We start from the raw sequence: 19,456 nt of genomic DNA, 5'->3' as shown, positions 1-19,456 counted from the left end.
GTTTCGCTACAATGGGCACATCCTTCACTGAGCGCGGGTAGACAATGTCAGAGCAAGGTTCGCAGGACTCCATCGATAGCGCGATGCAGGTCGCCGTTCTCGGCGGCGGCAGCTTCGGCACCGCCATCGCCAGCATCGCCGCGGACAACGGCGCGACGGTTCGCCAGTGGCTGCGCGACGAAGCGCTGGTCGATCAGATCAATCGGGAGCATCGCAACGGCCGCTATCTGCCGGACTACCCGATCAACGAGAGCGTCGTTGCCTCTACGGACCTGGCCGCGACGATCGACGGTGCGGCCGTGATCTTCATCGCCATTCCCTCCAAGGCATTTCGCGACGTGCTGCGACAGGCCCGCGCCCATCTGCGTCCCGAGCAGATTCTGGTGAGCACCACCAAGGGCATTCAGGCCGAAGGCTTCAAGCTGATGAGCCAGCTGATCGAGGAGGAGACCGGCTCGTCGCACATCGGCGTGCTGTCGGGGCCGAACCTCGCCGCCGAGATCGCCCAGAAGCAGCTCACCGCGACCGTGATCGCAAGCAGCGATCCGGTGACGCGGGCCTACGTGCAGGCGGCGCTCGGATGTCGCTATTTCCGCGTCTATGCGGGTAACGATCGCTACGGCGCCGAGCTCGGCGGCTCGCTCAAGAACATCTATGCCATCGCCTCGGGGATGGCGGCGGCGCTCGGGATGGGCGAGAACACCCGTGCCATGCTGATGACGCGTGCGCTGGCGGAGATGGGGCGCTTTGCCGAGGCCCTCGGCGCCAACCCGATGACCTTTCTGGGGCTCTCCGGCGTGGGCGATCTGATCGTCACCTGCTCCTCCGAGCTCTCGCGTAACTATCGCATCGGCTATGCCCTCGGCGAGGGGCGCGATCTGGATCAGGCGATCGAGGCGCTGGGCCAGGTCGCCGAGGGGGTGAACACGGTCAAGCTGGTCTGCGAGAAAGCCCGGGACGAGGGCATCTACATGCCGCTGGCGCAGGGCCTCAACCAGGTCATGTTCGAGAACGTGCCGGTACGCGACATGGCCAAGGCACTGATGGAAAGCGAGCAGAGCAGCGACGTGGAGTTCATGCTCTCCCGCGAGGCGGTCTCCGAAGCCCATCGCCTGGGCCCGGAGGCGGTATGAGACATCTGGCGATCGTGCGGCACGGCGAAGCGGCACCGGGCGCCCCCGACGCCGAACGCACGCTGACGTCCCGCGGACATGACGAGGCGAGTGGCGCAGCCGCCTGGATCGGCGAGCGCCCCGAACTCGCTGGCGCCCGGGTCTGGGCGAGCCCGTTGCATCGCGCTCAGCAGACGGCGGGCGTTATCGCGGCGGCGCTCGGCGTCACGGTCGAGACGGTCGCTGGGCTGACCCCGGAAGACGACCCGCAGACGTTGGTCGAACGGTTTCTCATCGACGAGCCGGCTCAGCCCGTGATCCTGATTAGTCACATGCCGTTCGTGGGCGAGCTTACCGGGCGTCTGGTCGAGGGGCGTTCGAGCGGAATCGCGTTTCCCACCGCGGGTGTGGCGCTGCTCGACGCCGACGTCTGGGCTGCCGGCTGTGCCACGCTCAACGCCTTCGTCGGCCCGCCGTACGACCCCGCTTCGAGACACGACGCATCGCCTTGAGTGACGACAACGACAGAACCCGCCCCAGACGCGCCAGCGGTAGCGCGAGGCTGACCGATGTGGCCCGCGTCGCCGGCGTGGCGCCGATGACAGTATCTCGGGCGCTCAATCGCCCGGAGCTCGTGACCGAGAGCACCCGCCAGAAAGTACAGAAGGCGGTACTCGAGACCGGCTACGTGCCCAATCGTGTCGCCGGTGCCTTGGCGACCAGCCGCAGCGGGCTCGTCGCGTTGCTCGTTCCCACGGTGGCACATGCGCTCTTCGCCGAGGTCGTGCAGGCGGTGATGGGGGAGCTCACGCCCCGGGGCTACCAGGTGATGCTCGGCCTCGTCGGGTACACCCCGGCACAGGAAGAGGCGGTGATCGAGACCGTGCTCAGCCGTCGCCCCGATGCCATCGTGCTGACCGGGTGCCGACATTCGCCACTGACCCGCGAGCGGCTGACCCGCGCCCAGGTACCGCTGGTCGAGATCTGGGACATGAGCGACGACCCGCTCGACATGCTGATCGGCTTTTCGCATCCCGCCGTCGGGTTAGCGGTGGCCGAGCATCTGCTGGCACGGGGCTATCGCCGGTTCGGGGTCATCACCGCCGACGACTCGCGGGCGGCTCGGCGGGTCGAAGGCTTCATGGCGGGCATCGGTGAGATCGCCGGCAGCGAATGCCTCGTCCGCGAAGTCGGTACGCCCTCGAGCATGCCTTGGGGGCGAGAGAAGGGGGCCGAGCTGCTGGACAGCGCGCCGCTCGATGCCATCGTCTGCAGCTCCGACATACTCGCGCTCGGCGTGATCGCGGAAGCCCAGAGTCGCGGGCTCGCGATCCCTGATGAACTGGCGATCATGGGATTCGGCGACAGCAGCTATGCCGGGGCGAGTTTTCCCGCACTCAGCACCGTGCGCATCGACGGCGCTGCCATCGGTCGGGCCGCCGCAACGCATCTGCTCTCACGACTGGGGCAAAGCGGCTTCTCGCGCTCCGGTGACATCCTCGACGTCGGCTTCACGCTGATTGATCGCGACACGACCTGAGCCACGAACCCGCGCTGCGCGCTTTCCCGCCGGCTGCCCCGACCGTCCATTCCCGGCGAATCCCGGCTCTCGCCGCTCTCATCCTTTCGTCGTAATCGGCGTCTCGTCTGTTTGTCATACAAGTCGACCGGGCTAGTATCGCTCTCAGACGCCGTCGGCGGTCACCGAATGATAGCGCAATCATTTTGAAGATCGATCGCTTGCAGGCATTTGCCCGTGCGCTTGAATCAGACGAGGACATTCATGAACAACGACGCCATCAGCTGGATCCGTTTCTCCCACGTCCTGTTGCCGTTAGCGACGCCGATCAGCGATGCCAAGGTACTTACCGGCCGGCAGAAACCGATGACCGAAGTCTCGTTTCTGTTCACCGAGATCGAGACCAAGGATGGCCACAAGGGCATCGGTTTCAGCTACTCCAAGCGCGCCGGCGGCTATGCTCAGTACGCCCACGCCTGCGAGATCGCGCCGGCCATTCTGGGTGAAGACCCCAATGACACCGCCAAGCTGTGGCAGAAGCTGGTCTGGGCCGGTGCGTCCGTCGGCCGCAGCGGCGTCTCGACCCAAGCGATCGCCTCTGTCGACGTCGGCCTCTGGGATCTCAAGGCCAAGCGGGCAGGGCTGCCGCTGGCCAAGCTGATCGGCGCTCATCGCGACTCGGTCCAGTGCTACAACACGTCCGGCGGCTTTCTGCATACGCCGATCGAAGAGGTGAAGGAGAACGCGACCCGCTCGCTGGAGAACGGCATCAAGGGCGTGAAGATCAAGGTCGGTCAGCCGGACATGAAGGTCGATCTGGCTCGCGTCGACGCGGTGCGCAAGCATCTCGGCGATGACGTACCGCTGATGATCGACGCGAACCAGCAGTGGGATCGGGCCACCGCGCTGCGCTTCGGCCGCGCCATGGAGCCGTACAACCTGGTCTGGATCGAAGAGCCGCTGGATGCCTACGACGCCGAAGGTCACGCCGCCCTGGCCGCCGCGCTGGACACGCCCATCGCCACCGGCGAGATGCTGGCGAGCGTCGGCGAGCACATGGAGCTGATCAAGCACCGCAGTGCCGACATCATCCAGCCGGACGCGCCGCGCATCGGCGGTATCACGCAGTTCCTGAAGCTGGCCGCCGCGGCCGATGCCGCGGGCCTGCAGCTGGCGCCGCATTTCGCCATGGAGATTCACCTGCACCTGGCCGCCGCTTATCCCTCCGAGCCGTGGGTCGAGCACTTCGACTGGCTGGAGCCGCTGTTCAACGAGCGCCTCGAGACCCGCGACGGCCGCATGCTGGTTCCGGACCGCCCGGGCCTCGGCATCACGCTGACCGAGCAGGCACGTCAGTGGACCGTCAACTCCGCGGAATTCGGCCAGCGCGGCTGAACTCGTTCCCCCATTCGATCGGACAAGGACTTTGCCATGAGCTTTCCGAAAGTCACCAAGATGACCGTCATGCCGGTGGCCGGCTACGACAGCTTTCTGCTCAATCTGAGCGGCGGTCACGCCCCCTGGTTCATCCGCTGCCTGCTGATTCTTGAAGACGATGCCGGGAATCAGGGCGTCGGCGAGATTCCCTCCAGCGAGGGGATCATCAAGGGGCTCGAGCAGTGCCGTTCACTCGTCGAAGGCGCGCCGGTCAACGAGGTCAAGCAGACGCTCAATCGCTCGCGCCTGCTGCTGGCGAGCAACGGCCGCGAGGAGCGGGGACGCCAGACGTTCGACCTGCGCGTCGCGGTTCACGTGCTCACCGCGATCGAATCCGCGCTCTTCGACCTCTACGGGCAGGCGCTCGGCCAGCCGGTCGCCGATCTGCTGGGCCGCTACGGTCGCCAGCGTGACGAAGTCGAAGCACTCGGCTACCTCTTTTTGCTCGGCGATCCGGCGAAGACCGATCTGCCCTATCCCAAGGCCGAGAACCCGGTCGACGCCTGGGACGAGGTCCGTCGTCGCGAAGCGCTGACGCCGGACGCCGTGGCCAATCTCGCCAAGGCCGCCTACGACCGCTACGGCTTCAAGGACTTCAAGCTGAAGGGCGGCGTGCTGCGTGGCGAAGAGGAGGCCGATTGCATCCGTGCGCTGCACGAAGCGTTCCCCGAGGCCCGCCTGACGCTCGACCCCAACGGCGCCTGGAAACTCGACGAAGCGGTGCGGGTGCTGGAACCGATCAAGGATATCCTGAGCTACGCCGAGGACCCCTGCGGTCAGGAGGAGAGCTGGTCGGGACGCGAGACGATGGCCGAGTTCAAGAAGCGTACCGGTCTGCGGACCGCTACCAACATGATCGCCACCGACTTCAAGCAGCTCCAGTACGCGGTGGCGCTCAACGCCGTGGACATCCCGCTGGCGGACTGTCACTTCTGGACCATGCAGGGTGCGGTCATGGTGGGCGAGCTTTGCGACGAGTGGGGCATGACCTGGGGCTCGCACTCCAACAACCACTTCGACGTCTCGCTCGCGATGATGACCCACGTCGCCGCGGCGTGCCCTGGCGACATCACCGCCATCGACACGCACTGGATCTGGCAGGACGGTCAGCGCCTGACCGAGCAGCCGTACCCGATTCGCGACGGCAAGCTCAGCGTGCCCCAAACGCCGGGGCTCGGCGTCAAGCTGGACATGGCCCAGGTCGAAAAGGCCCACGCGCTCTACAAGTCCCTCGACGTACGTAGCCGCAACGACGCCATGGCGATGCAGTATCTGGTCGATGGCTGGTCCTTCGATCCCAAGCGCCCTGCGCTGGTGCGCTGAACCTAGCCGGCACACGCGGCTTTCGATTGCCGTGACGTCGTCTTGCGACAATGCGAGGCGGCGTCACGGTAATTGTCTTTCTATCCCCGCCTTTTCGCCTTTCTCATCCGCGTCATTGCCGGTTTATCCGACCAACGTCGACTTCAAAAAAGCCGGTGATCCTTTAGTTTGTATGATGTAAGACATAACTAGAGGCGGAGCAGACAATGGCCATCATTAAATCTCGCATCATTGGCGCACTACTCGTCGGCGCAGTGCCATTCATTGGCATGAATCAGGCAGTCGCCGATTTCCCCGAGGGTGACATCGACTTCATTGCACCGGCCTCGGTCGGTGGCGGTTCCGACTATCTCATTCGTTCACTGCAGCCGGCACTCGAGGACAACCTCGACGTCAGCATCGTGCCGCGATATCTCTCCGGCGGTGGCGGGGCGATCGGCTTCATGAAAGCGGCCAATGCCAAGGCCGATGGGCAAACGGTCGTTGCCATCGACAACAAGATATTTACGCAGCAGGGGCTGGGTAACGTGCCTCTGAAGTACAAGGATTTCGACTATCTCGCGAGCCTCTACTCGGTGCCTTATGTGCTGGCGTTGAGCAGCGATCTGGATATCGACGATCTCGAATCCTTCCTGGCAGACGAGAACAACGAAGACCTGCGCATCGCCTATGCGGGTACGGGATCGTCGACCAACATCATGGCGGTTCTCATTTCCCAGAAACTCGGCGTCGACTACCAGAAAGTCTCCTATCCCGGGGCACCGGAAGCGGTGGCGGCAGTCATGGGCGGGCATATCGACGGCATGGTCATGGACCCCATGGATCTCAGGGGGGCGCTCGAGTCAGGCGACGTCACGCCGATTCTCGTGACGTCCGGCGAGCGTAGCGATGCGCTGCCGGACGTGCCGACGATGAAGGAGAAGGGCTACGACGTCGATATCAGCAACTGGCGTGGCGTTGCGGCGCCGGCAGGGCTCGACGAGGACACCAAAGCGCGCTGGGTGGAAGCGCTGCAGGTCGCCGCCGAAGACCCGCGCTTCGTCAAGCGCATCGAGGATCTCGGTCTCGAAGTCGACTTCCAATCGGGTCCCTCCTTCGACGACTACGTCGATAGCCTCTCCGAAACGGTCATTCCCGTGGCCGAGTCCGTCGGCAATAACGGCTGAGGCCAGGAGCGAGAGATGTCCAGCTATTTTCAAGAGATGATCTTCAGCGTTTGTCTGGTGGCATTGAGCCTGTTCCTGGGCTCGATGGCGACACAGATCGGTGGCGGGGCGAACGGGTCCATCGCGCCGTCGACGTTTCCCAGTGTCATCGCTTTTGCCATAGCTGGGCTGTCGCTGATCAATGCCGTCAAGTGCGGCTGGAGCCTGCGTCGACGGGAGGAATCCGCACACGCCCGAATCGAGGGCATGGCGGCCCTCGCCGTCGTTGGCTTTCTGGCCATCGCGACGCTCTATGTTCTGGGTATCGCGTACGTAGGCTTCGAACTCTCCACCGTCGCTTTCCTGCTCGTCACGACGCTCTATCTGCAGATGCTTCGCCAGCATACCGCACAGCGTTCGGCCATCAAGGTCGTCGCAATATCTGCAGTTTTCGCGCTCGTCGCCGCGTTGATCATCTACCTCGTCTTCGTCGAGTTCCTGCGCGTCAGATTCTGAAAAGGAGATAACCCATGCAGACGCTCGTCGAAGCCTTTGCCCAGTTTGGCCCGCTATCGCTTCTTGCCATTCTCATCGGAACGTTCCTGGGTATCATCCTCGGGGCACTGCCCGGCCTCTCGGCGGCCATGGCGATCGCGCTGTTGCTGCCTTTGACCTATGGGCTCGATACGATCTCGGGAATCGGGCTACTGCTGGGCGCGTTCTGCGGTGCCGTTGCCGGCGGCTCCGTCCCCGCCATATTGCTCAACATGCCGGGGACACCCGGCTCCATCGCCACGACGTTCGATGCCTACCCGATGGCCCGCGGCGGGCGAGCCGGCAAGGCGCTGGGGCTCTCCGTCGCCGCGTCGGTATTCGGCGGGCTGATCAGTGGCGTCATTCTGATTCTCGTCTCGCCGCTGATCGCCGCGGTAGCGCTCAAGTTCGGCCCGGCGGAGTATTTCTCTCTCAGCGTGCTGGGGTTGATGATCATCGTCTCGGTTTCCGGTAACTCGGTGATCAAGGGGTTGATCGTCGGGCTCTTTGGCATGCTGATCTCGACCATCGGTGCCGACCAGGTGACCGGCGTGCTGCGTTTGACCTTTGGCCAGATGTCGCTGCTGACCGGCGTCAATCTCCTGGCGGTCATCGTGGGGATCTTCGCGGTGTCGCAGCTACTGATCGACGTCGAGAAGATGCGTGGCCCGAAGCGCGACATGCAGAGCAGCCAGAGTCTGGAGCGGGCTTTTCCGCGCGTCAGAGAGACGCTCTCTCGCTATCGGCTGCTTATCTCGTCATCGCTGATCGGCGTTGGCGTCGGGGCGGTGCCGGGAGCGGGGGGGAGTGTGGCGTCGATCCTCGCCTATGACCAAGCGAAACGCTTCTCCAAGAACCGCAAGGATTTCGGCTCGGGCTGCCCCGATGGGGTGGTGGCGTCGGAGTCGGCCAACAATGCGATGGTCGGCGGAGCGCTCATTCCGATGCTGACGCTCGGTATACCGGGGGAGGGCGCCACGGCGGTTCTCGTCGGCGGCCTGATGATCCAGGGCATCCAACCCGGGCCGACGCTGTTCGATTCGCAGCCGGCCCTGATCTACGGCATTTTCGCCGCCTTTCTACTGGCGAACGTCGCCATGTTCTTCATTCAGTGGCTGGGCATTCGGCTGTTCGTCAAGATTCTGAAGATTCCGCAGAGCTATCTGATTCCGCTGATCTTCGTCTTCTGCGCCGTAGGCGTTTACAGCATCAATAGCGATCTCTTCGACGTCTATCTGATGCTGGGGATCGGCGTGATGGGCTATCTGTTCTCGCGCTTCGGCTTCGGCGTCGCGCCGGTGGTGATCGGGCTCATTCTGGGTGGGGTGGCCGAGACGAACCTGCGGCGGGGGCTGCAGACCTTCGGGGGCGATTGGGAGCCGTTCGTGACGCGTCCCATTAGCCTGGGGTTACTGCTGCTGGCGGCCGTTTTCCTGATCTATTCGCTGAGGGCGGCGCTGAAGAAGCCGTGAGGCGGTGACCGTCGATGGATGCACTTCGAGTCGAAAGCGATGCCCACGGGCGTCGCTTTTTCGTTCGTCACGCCGTGTGGCGCGGCTGCCGGCTTTGGCTGCAGCCCTCGGATTACAGGCCACTCGGTCTGCCATGACCCTCCAAAGTCTAATGTTGTCCTAAATATGATGTATGGCAACCTTGCTCGCGATAACAAGCAAGCGTCCTCAAACATCAAGGAGCGCCACATGTCCAAGGTTTCCGTTTTCGACAACAAGAAAGGCAACACTGCAGTCAACGCGCGCTGGGTCTCGCTCGCCGCTGCCGGCCTGCTGCTCGGCAGCAGTCTCGCGGCTCAGGCCGACACCTGGCGGGGCTGGAACGTCCATCCCGACGGCTATCCCAATTCGCTGGCGTTGAAATCCTTCGCCGACGAGGTCGCCGAGAAGACCGAAGGGCGGGTCGAGCCACGGGTCTACAACAACGCCGTGCTGGGCGATCAGCCGGATGCGATCGACCAGACCCGTAACGGGGCGCTGGACTTCGGCAACTTCAACATGGGACCGATGGGCCCGATCGTGCCCGAGACCGACGTGCTGTCGCTGCCGTTCCTGTTCAACGGCGTCGATCAGATGTATCGCGTGATGGATGGCGAGATCGGTGAGCGCTTCGCGGATGCGCTGGCGGAGCAGAATCTGGTGGTTCTCTCCTGGTTTGGCTCCGGTGCGCGCAGCTTCTACGACACCGATCATCCGATCGAGACGCCGGACGACGTGCGGGGGCTCAAGCTTCGCGTGATGAACAACGATCTCTACGTCCAGATGGTCGACGCGCTCGGCGGCAACGCCACCCCGATGTCCTACGGCGAGGTGTTCCAGTCGCTCAAGACGGGGGTCATCGACGGCGCTGAGAACAACTTCCCCTCCTTTGAATCCAGCAACCACTACGAAGTGGCCAAGTACTTCTCCGAGACCGAGCACCTGATCATCCCCGAGTGCCTGTGCGTTGCCTCTTCCAGCTGGGATGCGCTCTCCGACGAGGACCAGGAGATCGTGCGTGCCGCGGCACAGAGTGCCGCCGAAGAGCAGCGTCGGCTGTGGGACGAGCGAGTCGAGGAGAGCCGCAAGGTCGTCGAGGCGGCGGGTGTCGAGATCAATGGCATCGAAGACAAGCAGGCGTTCCAGGATCGCATGGAGCCGATCTATCAGGCCTTCATCGACGATCACCCGGAAATGGAAAGCCTGATCGACGACATTCGCAATACCCCCTGAGACTGACCCGGCCGGCCCTGCCTAGGGCCGGTCGACCCTTCATCGTTCATCGCAGGAATGCATCGTGAACAAGAGTACTGACTCGACGGTCACCGGCACCCGCTTGGACGAGGTGCTGGATTGGCTGGCCCGCGCCTGTCTGATCGTGGCCGGGATCTTACTGGTGTTTCTGATTCTGTCGTTCGGCTGGCTGGTCTTCGGCCGCTACATCCTCAACGACACGCCTACCTGGATCGAGCAGTCTTCGCTGCTGATCGTGGTCTATATCACCTGCCTCGGCACGGCAGCCGGGGTGCGTTTCAATTCGCACTTGAGCATCGACTTTCTGCGTGAAGGGGCGCCGCCCGCGCTGCGCGTCGTCATGCATGCGCTCTCCGATCTGTTCGTGCTCGGCTTCGGCGGAATCATGGCCTGGCAGGGTTGGCTGATGATGATGAACAACGTCGGCCGGCCGATTCCGATGATCGGGCTGTCCGAAAGCTGGCGCGCCGCGCCCTTGGTGGCGTGCGGGATCCTGCTGGTGGTGTTCACCCTCGCCAGCGCCTTTCAACGCCTGACCGCCAGTCGACGCACACCCGTTACACGACGCACGGAGAACTGATCATGGGCCTTGCCATTCTATTCGGCGTCTTCCTACTCGGATTGATCGTCGGCGCGCCGATCGCCTTTGCCGTGGGTCTGGCGGCGATCGTCACGTTTCTTTACGAAGGGCTGCCGCTGTTCGTCGGCTTCCAGCGCATCGTGTCGGGCATTTCGGTGTTCTCGCTGCTGGCGATCCCCTTTTTCATCTTCGCCGGCGAGCTGATGCTGCACGGCGGTATCTCGCGGCGTCTGGTGAAGTTTGCCTCCGCCGCGGTGGGGCGAGTTCGTGGCGGCCTGGGGATGGTCAACGTCTTCTCGTCGATGCTCTTCGGCGGGATCTCAGGGTCCGCCGTGGCCGACACCTCGGCGCTCGGTTCGATCCTGATTCCGGTCATGAAGGAGAAGGGCTACGACACCGACTACGCGGTCAACGTCACGGTGACCTCGTCGATCGCCGGCGTGGTGATTCCGCCGAGCCACAACATGATTCTCTACGCGGTCGCCGCCGGCGGCGGTATCTCGGTCACCCAGCTCTTCGTCGCCGGCATCGTTCCGGGAGTCCTGATGTGTCTGTCGCTCGCGCTCGCCGCCTACCTGGTGGCGGTCAAGCGCGGCTACGGCGGCGAGGCATTTCCGGGATGGGAGGCGCTGGTCATCAGCTTCTTCGCCTCGCTGCCGGGTCTGCTGACGGCGGTGATTATCGTTGGCGGCGTGCTCTCGGGCATTCTGACCGTAACCGAGTCCGGTGCCTTCGGGGCGATCTACGCCATCGTCATCACCGGGCTCGTCTATCGCGAGCTACGCTGGGAGCCGTTCAAGAAGGCGGTCTATCAGTCGGTCAAGACGACGGCGCTGGTGATGATTCTGGTCGGCTGCGCATCGGCGTTCTCCTACCTGCTGGCGCTCTACAACGTGCCCGAGCTGCTGGTGAACGCACTGACGTCCATCTCCGACAATCCCATCGTCGTGCTGCTCATGCTCAATCTGCTGCTGCTCGGACTGGGGATGATCATGGACATGGCGCCGCTGATCCTGATCTGCACGCCGATCTTCCTACCGGTCGCCCAGCAGTTCGGCCTGGACCCGACGCAGTTCGGCATCATGATGATGATGAATCTGGGGATCGGGCTCTGCACGCCCCCGGTCGGCGGTTGCCTGTTCGTGGGCAGCGCCATCGGCGGCATCAAGATCGAGCAGACGGTGAAGACGATCTGGCCGTTCTACATCGCGCTGTTCGCGGTGCTGATGCTGGTCACCTACGTACCGGCGGTCTCGCTGGCGCTGCCCACCTGGCTCGGCAGCTGACGCGGCGAGCGCCGTACGGTCTTTCATGACAACCATTCAAAGGAGCAGGCAATGCTGAATCGACTACTGGTCACCGGCGCCGCGGGGGGCGTCGGGCGCGCCATTCGCCCACATCTCTCGAAGCTGGCGCGACAGGTGCGCCTGTCGGACATCAGCGATATCGGCGATGCGGCCGACCACGAAGAGATCGTGCCCTGCGAGCTTTCCGATGCCGCGGCGGTTCGCCGGCTGGTCGCCGGCTGCGACGGCGTGCTGCACCTCGGTGGCATCTCGGTCGAGAAGCCCTGGGAAGGCATCCTCCAGGCCAACATCATCGGCGCCTACAATCTGTACGAAGCGGCGCGGCACGAAGGCAGGCCGCGCGTCGTCTTCGCCAGCTCCAATCACACCATTGGCTACCATCCGCGCACCACCCGTATCGACACGCAGGTACCGCGCCGGCCGGATTCGCTCTACGGGGTTTCCAAGTGCTTCGGGGAAGACCTGGCGAGTCTCTACTACGACAAGTTTGGCGTCGAAACGCTGAGCGTGCGCATCGGTTCCTGCTTTCCCGAGCCGCAGGATACCCGGATGCTCGCGACCTGGCTGGGCCTTGAAGACTTCGTCGCCCTGCTGGAACGCGGATTTCAGGCGCCCAAGCTGGGTTATACCGTTATCTATGGCGTCTCCGACAACGACGAAGTGTGGTGGGACAACCGCCATGCTGGCTTTCTCGGCTGGCGCCCGACGCAGAGCTCTGCGCCTTGGCGTGAAGCACTCGAATCGGCAGCGGGGCCGCTCGATCCCAACGACCCCGCCGTGGTGTTCCAGGGCGGCAAGTTCACGGCGATAGGCCATCCCGACGACGCCTAGTGCTGCAGGTGGCGGCCAAACTGTTAGGCTTGGCCGCCTCATGTCACATCTGTCGTGGCTCGGGAATCGAGTCGACGTGTCACGGCATCGCCAGCGAGGTAGTCGATACGATGGAGCCGATTCAGGCATGGAGCGTGAAACGCATTTCGATGCAGGAGAGCCTGTCACGGCAGATCGCCCAGCAGCTCGAGGCATTGATCACCCAGGGCAAGATCGCCGTCGGTGACAAGCTGCCGACGGAAGGCCAGCTCTGCGAGATGTTCGGGGTCAGTCGAACCGCGGTACGCGAGGCGATCGCGCATCTCAAGTCGATGGGCCTGGTCGAGACCCGACGCGGTATCGGCACCCGGGTACTGCGCTCCTCGCCGGGAAGCCAGTTTCCGGCAAAACGGATCAATGCGACCACGGTGGAGGACATTCTTCACGTGCTGGAGCTGCGCCTGACGCTCGACTCCCAGGCCGCCGGGCTTGCGGCGAAGCGCCATACCCCGGCGGACGTCGCGGCCCTGAAGGCCGCCCACGCCGAGTTCTGCGCCGCCTGCGAGGGGGATAGCCAGGCCCGGCACGAAGACTATGTCTTTCACCGCGCCATCGTCGATGCCACGCACAACCCGTTCTTCGTCGCTCTGTATGACCAGCTACACGAGGGCGCGATTCCGCGGGCCAAGCTGCTTGCGGTGGAACTCGACAGCGCGGCGGTCGATGCCTATCTCTCCCGGGTCGCCCAGGAGCATGGCGAGATTCTGGCGGCGATCATCGCCGGTGACGGCGAGGCCGCCCACGACACCATGTATCGCCACCTCAAGCGCGCTTACGACAACTATTCGGGGTATCAGTAGCGTCCGCGCAGGACCTCACCTGACTGGTGGCGCCGAGCGGGAATCAGTTCAGGCCCAGCCACTTGAGTGCGATCATCCCCAGGCTCAGCGTGAGCATCGAACCAAAGGTGGTGATCACGATGATGTTGGCCGCGAGCTTGTCGTTGGCATGAAACGCTTTGGCCATGACGAAGCTCGCGGCCGCCCCCGGCGAGCCGAGAAACAGCAGCAGTACCCCCAGCGCCGGGCCGCGGATGCCCACGACGAGTGCACCGAGCACGCCGAAAAGCGGTACCCACACCAGTTTCCACAGGCTCGCATCGAGCGCGATGGTGCTGCTGCGCTTGAACGCCGAGATCGATAGCGTCCCGCCGATACAGATCAGACCCAGCGGGAGCGACATCGCCCCGAGGTAGCCGCCGGAGGTTCTCAGCCAGCCCGGCAGATCGATATCGAATAGCGCCACCGGAATCGCGAACACTACGCTCAGGATCAGCGGGTTCTTGGCGAGATTGCGCAGCAGCGAGCGCATGTCCGTCGCCGCCTTCTCGCTGTAGATCGACAGCACGATGACCGAGAGCACGTTGTAGATCACGATCACCGCGCCGGCGAAGATGCCGCCCACCGACAGGCCGTATTCGCCGTACTGGCTGGCGGCCAGCGCCAGCCCGACGATGCCGTTGTTGGCTCGAAACGCGCCCTGAGTGAAGATGCCGCGCTCCACGCGGGGATGGCGCCAGATCGCCCAGCCCCAGGCGAGGAAGAAGCTGACTACGGTGTAGCCGAGAAAATAGCCGATCAGCGTGGGCTGCAGGGCGCGTTCGAGATCGGCGTTGACGATGCTCAGAAAGAGCAGCGCCGGCATGGTTACCTTGAACACCAGCATCGAGGCGGTGGTGATGAAGTGCGAATCGATCCAGCCGATGCGCTTCAGGCCGAGCCCGAGAAAGACCATCAGAAAAACGGGCAGGGTGATTTCGAGGGTGTGCGTGAACGCGGCGAGCAGCCCCATGAATCAGTCTGCTCCCACGAACCAGAAGCCGACGGCGAGCGCGACGACGATGACGGTCCAGAAAAGGCGGTTACGTAGGCGCGTATCGCGATGGGAACCTTGGCGAGGCACGGTACAATCCTTCAATCAGCTAGCGAGTGGATACCCTTGGCCCGGGTCCGTCGGTGAGACGAAAGGGGCGTCCTGGTGAGACGTCGGGCCGGTGGGGTATTCGACGAAAGGCGACAGTTTACGGGAATCTGCCTACCGATGCGTCCATCTCTGGTCTTCGCCCACGCCAACGGTTTTACCGGCGCGAGCTACCAAACCCTGCTCGGCCCGCTCGCCGAGACGTTCTTGCTGCACCCGCTGGATCGTCTGGCGCACGATGCCGACTTTCCCATCGACCGCAACTGGTCCTCGCTCTGCGATGAATATCTCGACAAGACCCGAGACGTGCCGGGGCCGTTCGTGGCCGTCGGCCACTCCATGGGCGGGGTGCTGTCGATCATGGCGGCGGCGCGAGCGCCGTCGCGGTTGCGCGCCGTCGTGGCGCTCGACCCGCCGCTGCTGCTGGGGCGGGACGCACTCGCGCTCAAGCTTGCCAAGATGACGGGCTTCGTCGACCGCATGACGCCGGCGAGAAAAGCACTCCGGCGCCGCGAACAGTGGCCGAGCGGTGAGGTCATGCGCCGCTCGCTGCGCCGCCGGGCGCTCTTTCGTGACTTCACCGACGAGGCGATGGCGGATTACGTCACCGGCGCCACCGAGCCGGCAGCGGCGGGGGCCGTGCGGCTGCGTTTCACGCCGAGGGCGGAAGCGGCCGTGTTCCGCAACCTGCCGGACCACCTCGGAGGCGTACTCAAACGCCTGGAGGTGCCCTTGATCGTGCTTGCCGGCGACCGCTCGGCGCTGCTCACCCCACCCAGACGCCGCGCCCTCGAGGGGCTTGGCATCGGCGTACGCGAGGTGCCGGGCGGCCACATGTTCCCGTTCGAGCACCCCGAAGCCACGCGCGAGGGGATTTGGGCGGCGCTGAATTCGCTCGAGGCGACGTCGAATGTCGGCTGAGACGCTAACGCTGAACGACGGGCGCTACGCGGCGCTCAGTTGGGGGCGGTCCGATGCGCCGCTGTGGCTGGCGCTACATGGCTGGCTCGACAATGCGGCGAGCTTCAGCCGGTTGGCGCCGCTGCTGGTCCGTGAACTCGACGTTCGGCTGGTCGCGCTGGATCTGCCGGGCCACGGCCATTCCGCGCACCGCGGCGAAGGCGCGGACTATCCGCTGCTCGGCTACCTGCCGGACGTGGTCGAGGCGCTGGAGGCGCTGACGCCGGACTCGACTGCGGTGACGCTGCTCGGGCATTCGCTCGGCGCCAGCATCGCGACACTGCTCGCCGCGGCGCTACCGGAACGGGTCGAGCGGCTGGTGCTGATCGACGGGCTGGTCGGTACCACCGTCGAGGCCGAGGAGAGCGTAGAGCAGCTGCGCCTGGCGCTGCAGGCGCGGCGCCGGGGGCAGAGCGCCAGTCGCGGCTTCGAGAGTCTCGATGCGGCCGTCGCGGCCCGCGTTCGCGGTGGCGTGACAAGGTTGGATGGCGATACGGTGAAACCCATCGTCGAGCGTAACCTGGCCCGCGGCAGTGATGGGCGCTGGTACTGGCGCACCGACCGCCGACTCGTCTGGCCATCGTTATCGCGGCTGACGCCCGCGCAGGCACTGGAGGCCGTCGAGCGAGTGACGGCCCCCGCACTGCTGGTGCAGGCGACTCAGGGCGTGCTGGGAGAACGGGCGCTGGTCGCGACGGCGCGACAGCGAATGCCGCGGCTGGCTCGTCGTGTGCTCGGCGGCGGTCACCACCTGCATCTGGAGCGACTTCAGGTGGCGGCGGTGGTCGAGGCGATCGTCGCCTGGTCGCGACGCGCCTAGCGCGCGGACGTAGCGCGGCGTCGAGAGGGTCGATGGGGTGCACGTCTCGTGGGCCTGCGATCGATCTCAGCGGTCGTCGAGGTCGCGAGTGCGCAGCAGCACATAGACCGCGCCGGTGCCGCCGTCGATCTCACTTGCCGAGCAGAAGGCCATGACGTGGGACCAGTGCCGAAGCCAGGCGTTGACGTGGCTCTTGATCACCGGATAGTCGACGCCGCTGCCGCGCGCGCCGCGTGCCTTGCCGTGAACCACCAGCACGCAGCGCAGGCGGTTGGCAATGGCGTCGTCGATGAAGGTTTCCAGCTCCAGCCGCGCCTCGTCGACGGTATAGCCGTGCAGATCGAGGCCGCCGGCCCAGCCGGTCTGACCGCGCTTGAGCTTGGCGAAGGTGCGCGCGGGCAGATCGGGGATCGCGAACTCGAGCCGCTGGTGCGGCGTGACGGCCTCGACCCCGCCGTCGGAGAGCCGCGAGCGCGCGGCGGTCGGCGCCTGCGTCGCCGCTTTCCGTCGCGCCGCGGCGTCAGGCGGCGTCTTTCGAGGGCGGCCGACGTCGGCGCGGTTGGTCTTCAGCTTGCGCACGCCGGCGGCTTCCAGCGCCTGACGAAAGGCGTTGTGGTCGTCATCGTCGTCGGAAAACTGGGTCATCGCCGCCTGCCTCTTGCCTGCCGTATGAGTTGCTCGAAACGTATCCGTGGGCCGGTCGGCGAGACCCGCCACGGTCTTGTTTTCATCTCGCCGTCCTGTCGCGCCGTCCTATCGAACCATCATGGCGCGTCTCGACGTCGCGAGCGCCTAGGGTAATCGGTTCGGAGCGGATTTGCCTCGTCCTCGACGGTCACCAGCGTCATCGGTCGCAGGCGACGGCGCCCCGGTGCCATGTCGGTACACATGCAGGTACAATCGTGCTCCGTTTTTTGCCCGTGAGCCGTGTCCCTATGCCTTCGATGCCGTCGAGCCTTTCGCTCAGTGACGATGCCCTAGCCGCCGATCTGATCAGCATCCGCGACTGTCTGCGCTGGACCACCAGCGAGTTTCACGCGCATCGTCTGCATTTCGGCCATGGCACCGACAGCGCCTGGGACGAGGCGGTGGCGCTGGTACTCGGCGCGCTGCACCTGCCGTGGGACAGCGATCCGGCGATACTCGACGCGCGGCTGTTGATCAGCGAGCGCCAACGCATCGTCTCGCTGGTGAAAAAGCGTGCCGGATCCCGTCTGCCGCTGCCGTATCTGCTCGGCGAAGCGTTCTTCGCAGGCTTCCCGTTCGAGGTCGACGAGCGCGTACTCATCCCGCGCTCACCCATCGCTGAGCTGATCGAGCAGGGTTTCGAGCCGTGGTTCGAGATGCCGCCGGCCCGCGTGCTCGATCTCTGCACCGGCTCGGGGTGTATCGGCATCGCCACCGCCCTCTATCTACCCACCGCCGAAGTGGATCTGGTCGATTTGAGCGTGGAAGCGCTCGACGTCGCCAAGGCCAATATCGTGCGTCACGACGTCGGTCAACGGGTCCGTGCCGTGACCTCCGATCTCTTCGCAGGGGTGGCCGGGCAGCGCTACGACCTGATCGTCAGCAACCCGCCCTACGTCGACCGGCGGGATCTCGCCGCGATGCCGGCAGAGTATCGCCACGAGCCGGACCTGGCCCTCGGCGCCGGCAGCGATGGCCTGGACATCGTGCGGCGGATCCTGCGCGAGGCGCGCGCCTATCTCAACGACGGCGGCGTGCTGATCGTCGAGGTGGGTAACTCCCAGCGCCATCTCGAGGCCGCCTTTCCCGAGGTCGAATTCCTGTGGCTGGAGTTCGAACGCGGCGGCGAGGGCGTCTTCGCTCTCAGCGCCGAGGCGCTCGACTTGCATGCCGACACCTTCGCCGCCGAGCCGGTCTGACGCCCGGCGCTTGCCACCCACGCATTCGACGCATCGAACGGCCGCTCACGCGCGGCCGACAGTCACTTCACTCATCGAGGATCGCGCATGTCCGGCAACACCTTCGGCAAGCTGTTCACCGTCACGACGTTCGGCGAGAGCCACGGCCCGGCGCTCGGCGCCATCGTCGATGGCTGCCCGCCGGGGCTGGCGTTGGACGAGACGATCCTGCAGCGTGATCTCGACCGCCGCCGCCCGGGGTCGTCGCGGCACACCACCCAGCGCCGCGAGCCGGACACGGTGCGCATTCTCTCCGGCGTCTTCGAGGGCCGAACCACCGGCACACCGATCGGGCTGCTGATCGAGAACACCGATCAGCGCTCCAAGGACTACTCGAAGATCAAGGATCAGTTCCGCCCGGCGCACGCAGACTACACCTACCATCACAAGTACGGCGTTCGCGACTACCGCGGCGGTGGGCGCTCCAGCGCCCGCGAAACGGCCATGCGCGTGGCCGCCGGCGCCATCGCCAAGGCGTGGCTGGCCGCCCGGGGGGTGAGCGTGCGCGGCTACATGAGCCAGCTCGGTCCGATCGAGATCGACTTCAAGAGCTGGGAGGGCGTCGACGACAATCCCTTCTTCTGCCCGGACCCGGAGAAGCTGCCCGAACTCGAGGCGTACATGGATCAGCTGCGTCGCGACCAGGATAGCGTTGGCGCCAGGATCACCGTGGTCGCCGAGGGGGTACCGGTGGGGCTCGGCGAGCCGGTGTTCGATCGCCTCGACGCGGATCTGGCCCACGGTCTGATGGGCATCAACGCGGTCAAGGGCGTGGAGATCGGCGACGGCTTCGCCACGGTCTCCCAGCGCGGCAGCGAGCATCGCGACGAGATGACGCCAGAGGGCTTTCTCTCCAACCATGCCGGCGGCGTACTGGGCGGGCTCTCCAGCGGCCAGCCGATCGTCGCCCGGCTGGCACTCAAGCCGACCTCGAGCATTACCCAGCCCGGGCGCTCCATCGACGTCGACGGTCAAGCGACGGAAGTCGTCACCAAGGGCCGCCACGACCCCTGCGTCGGGATTCGCGCTACGCCCATCGCCGAGGCAATGATGGCACTCACGCTGATGGATCACTGGCTGCGCCATCGGGGCCAGAACGCCGACGTTCACGTCGATACGCCCCAACTCGGCCAGCGTTGAGGCGACTCAGCGTTGAGGCGACTCAGCGTTGAGGCGACTCAGCGTTGAGGCGAACCAGCGTCGAGGCGACTCAGCGTCGAGGCGAACCAGCGTCGAGGCGAATCGGCCGAATCCGTGTTG

Annotated in this window: 19 protein-coding genes; 17 read left to right on the top strand and 2 right to left on the bottom strand. The window is 65.0% G+C overall.

The window, feature by feature from the left end:
• The first annotated feature begins 44 nt into the window (after positions 1–44).
• From DOM33_RS03685 to DOM33_RS03625, 13 genes are all read left to right on the top strand, one after another.
• Positions 45–1,133 carry an NAD(P)H-dependent glycerol-3-phosphate dehydrogenase gene (locus tag DOM33_RS03685; protein WP_239495251.1) on the top strand — a complete coding sequence of 363 codons (1,089 nt, stop codon included), beginning with the start codon at positions 45–47 and terminating at the stop codon, positions 1,131–1,133.
• Positions 1,130–1,624: a phosphohistidine phosphatase SixA gene (sixA, locus tag DOM33_RS03680; RefSeq protein ID WP_110665908.1), complete on the top strand. Its 495-nt coding sequence runs from the start codon at positions 1,130–1,132 to the stop codon at positions 1,622–1,624. Before DOM33_RS03685 ends, sixA begins: the two co-directional genes overlap by 4 nt.
• On the top strand, positions 1,621–2,652 hold the full coding sequence (locus tag DOM33_RS03675; RefSeq protein WP_204352598.1) for a LacI family DNA-binding transcriptional regulator: 1,032 nt from the start codon (positions 1,621–1,623) through the stop codon (positions 2,650–2,652). Before sixA ends, DOM33_RS03675 begins: the two co-directional genes overlap by 4 nt.
• 243 nt (positions 2,653–2,895) lie before the next feature.
• The gene (locus DOM33_RS03670) at positions 2,896–4,026 is read left to right on the top strand and encodes an L-talarate/galactarate dehydratase (RefSeq protein WP_110665906.1); all 1,131 of its coding nucleotides are present in this window, start codon (positions 2,896–2,898) and stop codon (positions 4,024–4,026) included.
• A gap of 36 nt (positions 4,027–4,062) precedes the next feature.
• Positions 4,063–5,391 carry an enolase C-terminal domain-like protein gene (locus DOM33_RS03665; RefSeq protein WP_110665904.1) on the top strand — a complete coding sequence of 443 codons (1,329 nt, stop codon included), beginning with the start codon at positions 4,063–4,065 and terminating at the stop codon, positions 5,389–5,391.
• A gap of 206 nt (positions 5,392–5,597) precedes the next feature.
• Complete coding sequence (locus tag DOM33_RS03660; RefSeq protein WP_110665902.1) at positions 5,598–6,557, top strand: Bug family tripartite tricarboxylate transporter substrate binding protein; 960 nt, start codon at positions 5,598–5,600, stop codon at positions 6,555–6,557.
• A 15-nt stretch (positions 6,558–6,572) separates the two neighbouring features.
• Positions 6,573–7,052, top strand: coding sequence for a tripartite tricarboxylate transporter TctB family protein (locus tag DOM33_RS03655; protein WP_110665900.1), 480 nt, complete (start codon positions 6,573–6,575; stop codon positions 7,050–7,052).
• Positions 7,053–7,066: 14 nt separating this feature from the next.
• A complete protein-coding gene (locus tag DOM33_RS03650) occupies positions 7,067–8,542 on the top strand; it encodes a tripartite tricarboxylate transporter permease (RefSeq protein WP_110665898.1) in 1,476 nt (491 codons plus the stop codon).
• A gap of 228 nt (positions 8,543–8,770) precedes the next feature.
• Positions 8,771–9,793, top strand: a complete 1,023-nt coding sequence (locus tag DOM33_RS03645; protein WP_110665896.1) for a TRAP transporter substrate-binding protein — start codon at positions 8,771–8,773, stop codon at positions 9,791–9,793.
• Positions 9,794–9,857: 64 nt separating this feature from the next.
• Positions 9,858–10,394, top strand: a complete 537-nt coding sequence (locus DOM33_RS03640) for a TRAP transporter small permease (RefSeq protein ID WP_239495250.1) — start codon at positions 9,858–9,860, stop codon at positions 10,392–10,394.
• Between the two features lie 2 nt (positions 10,395–10,396).
• Positions 10,397–11,680 carry a TRAP transporter large permease gene (locus DOM33_RS03635; protein ID WP_110665892.1) on the top strand — a complete coding sequence of 428 codons (1,284 nt, stop codon included), beginning with the start codon at positions 10,397–10,399 and terminating at the stop codon, positions 11,678–11,680.
• A gap of 51 nt (positions 11,681–11,731) precedes the next feature.
• Entirely contained in the window at positions 11,732–12,532 is an 801-nt protein-coding gene (locus DOM33_RS03630) for an NAD-dependent epimerase/dehydratase family protein (protein ID WP_110665891.1), read from the top strand.
• Between the two features lie 134 nt (positions 12,533–12,666).
• Positions 12,667–13,371, top strand: a complete 705-nt coding sequence (locus tag DOM33_RS03625; protein ID WP_239495249.1) for a FadR/GntR family transcriptional regulator — start codon at positions 12,667–12,669, stop codon at positions 13,369–13,371.
• Between the two features lie 43 nt (positions 13,372–13,414).
• Here the strand turns inward: DOM33_RS03625 and DOM33_RS03620 are convergent, their stop codons facing one another.
• Positions 13,415–14,362 carry an AEC family transporter gene (locus DOM33_RS03620; protein WP_110665889.1) on the bottom strand — a complete coding sequence of 316 codons (948 nt, stop codon included), beginning with the start codon at positions 14,360–14,362 and terminating at the stop codon, positions 13,415–13,417.
• Between the two features lie 249 nt (positions 14,363–14,611).
• Between DOM33_RS03620 and DOM33_RS03615 the strand changes: the two genes are divergently transcribed.
• Positions 14,612–15,412: an alpha/beta hydrolase gene (locus tag DOM33_RS03615; protein WP_110665886.1), complete on the top strand. Its 801-nt coding sequence runs from the start codon at positions 14,612–14,614 to the stop codon at positions 15,410–15,412.
• A complete protein-coding gene (locus tag DOM33_RS03610; RefSeq protein WP_110665884.1) occupies positions 15,402–16,271 on the top strand; it encodes an alpha/beta fold hydrolase in 870 nt (289 codons plus the stop codon). Before DOM33_RS03615 ends, DOM33_RS03610 begins: the two co-directional genes overlap by 11 nt.
• A gap of 66 nt (positions 16,272–16,337) precedes the next feature.
• Here DOM33_RS03610 and DOM33_RS03605 read toward each other — a convergent pair whose 3' ends face one another.
• Positions 16,338–16,916 (bottom strand): Smr/MutS family protein, encoded by a 579-nt coding sequence (locus DOM33_RS03605; RefSeq protein WP_110665882.1) that lies wholly within the window; start codon positions 16,914–16,916, stop codon positions 16,338–16,340.
• 290 nt (positions 16,917–17,206) lie between these two features.
• Between DOM33_RS03605 and prmB the strand changes: the two genes are divergently transcribed.
• Positions 17,207–18,157: a 50S ribosomal protein L3 N(5)-glutamine methyltransferase gene (gene prmB / locus DOM33_RS03600; RefSeq protein ID WP_110665880.1), complete on the top strand. Its 951-nt coding sequence runs from the start codon at positions 17,207–17,209 to the stop codon at positions 18,155–18,157.
• An 87-nt stretch (positions 18,158–18,244) separates the two neighbouring features.
• Complete coding sequence (gene aroC, locus DOM33_RS03595) at positions 18,245–19,336, top strand: chorismate synthase (RefSeq protein ID WP_110665878.1); 1,092 nt, start codon at positions 18,245–18,247, stop codon at positions 19,334–19,336.
• The last annotated feature ends 120 nt before the right edge of the window (positions 19,337–19,456 follow it).

It is taken from the genome of Salinicola halophilus (genome assembly GCF_003206155.1).
In the GTDB taxonomy this organism is placed as follows: domain Bacteria; phylum Pseudomonadota; class Gammaproteobacteria; order Pseudomonadales; family Halomonadaceae; genus Salinicola; species Salinicola halophilus.
Note: the sequence above shows the minus strand (reverse complement) of the source record. Positions and strands in the feature narration are given on the sequence as shown.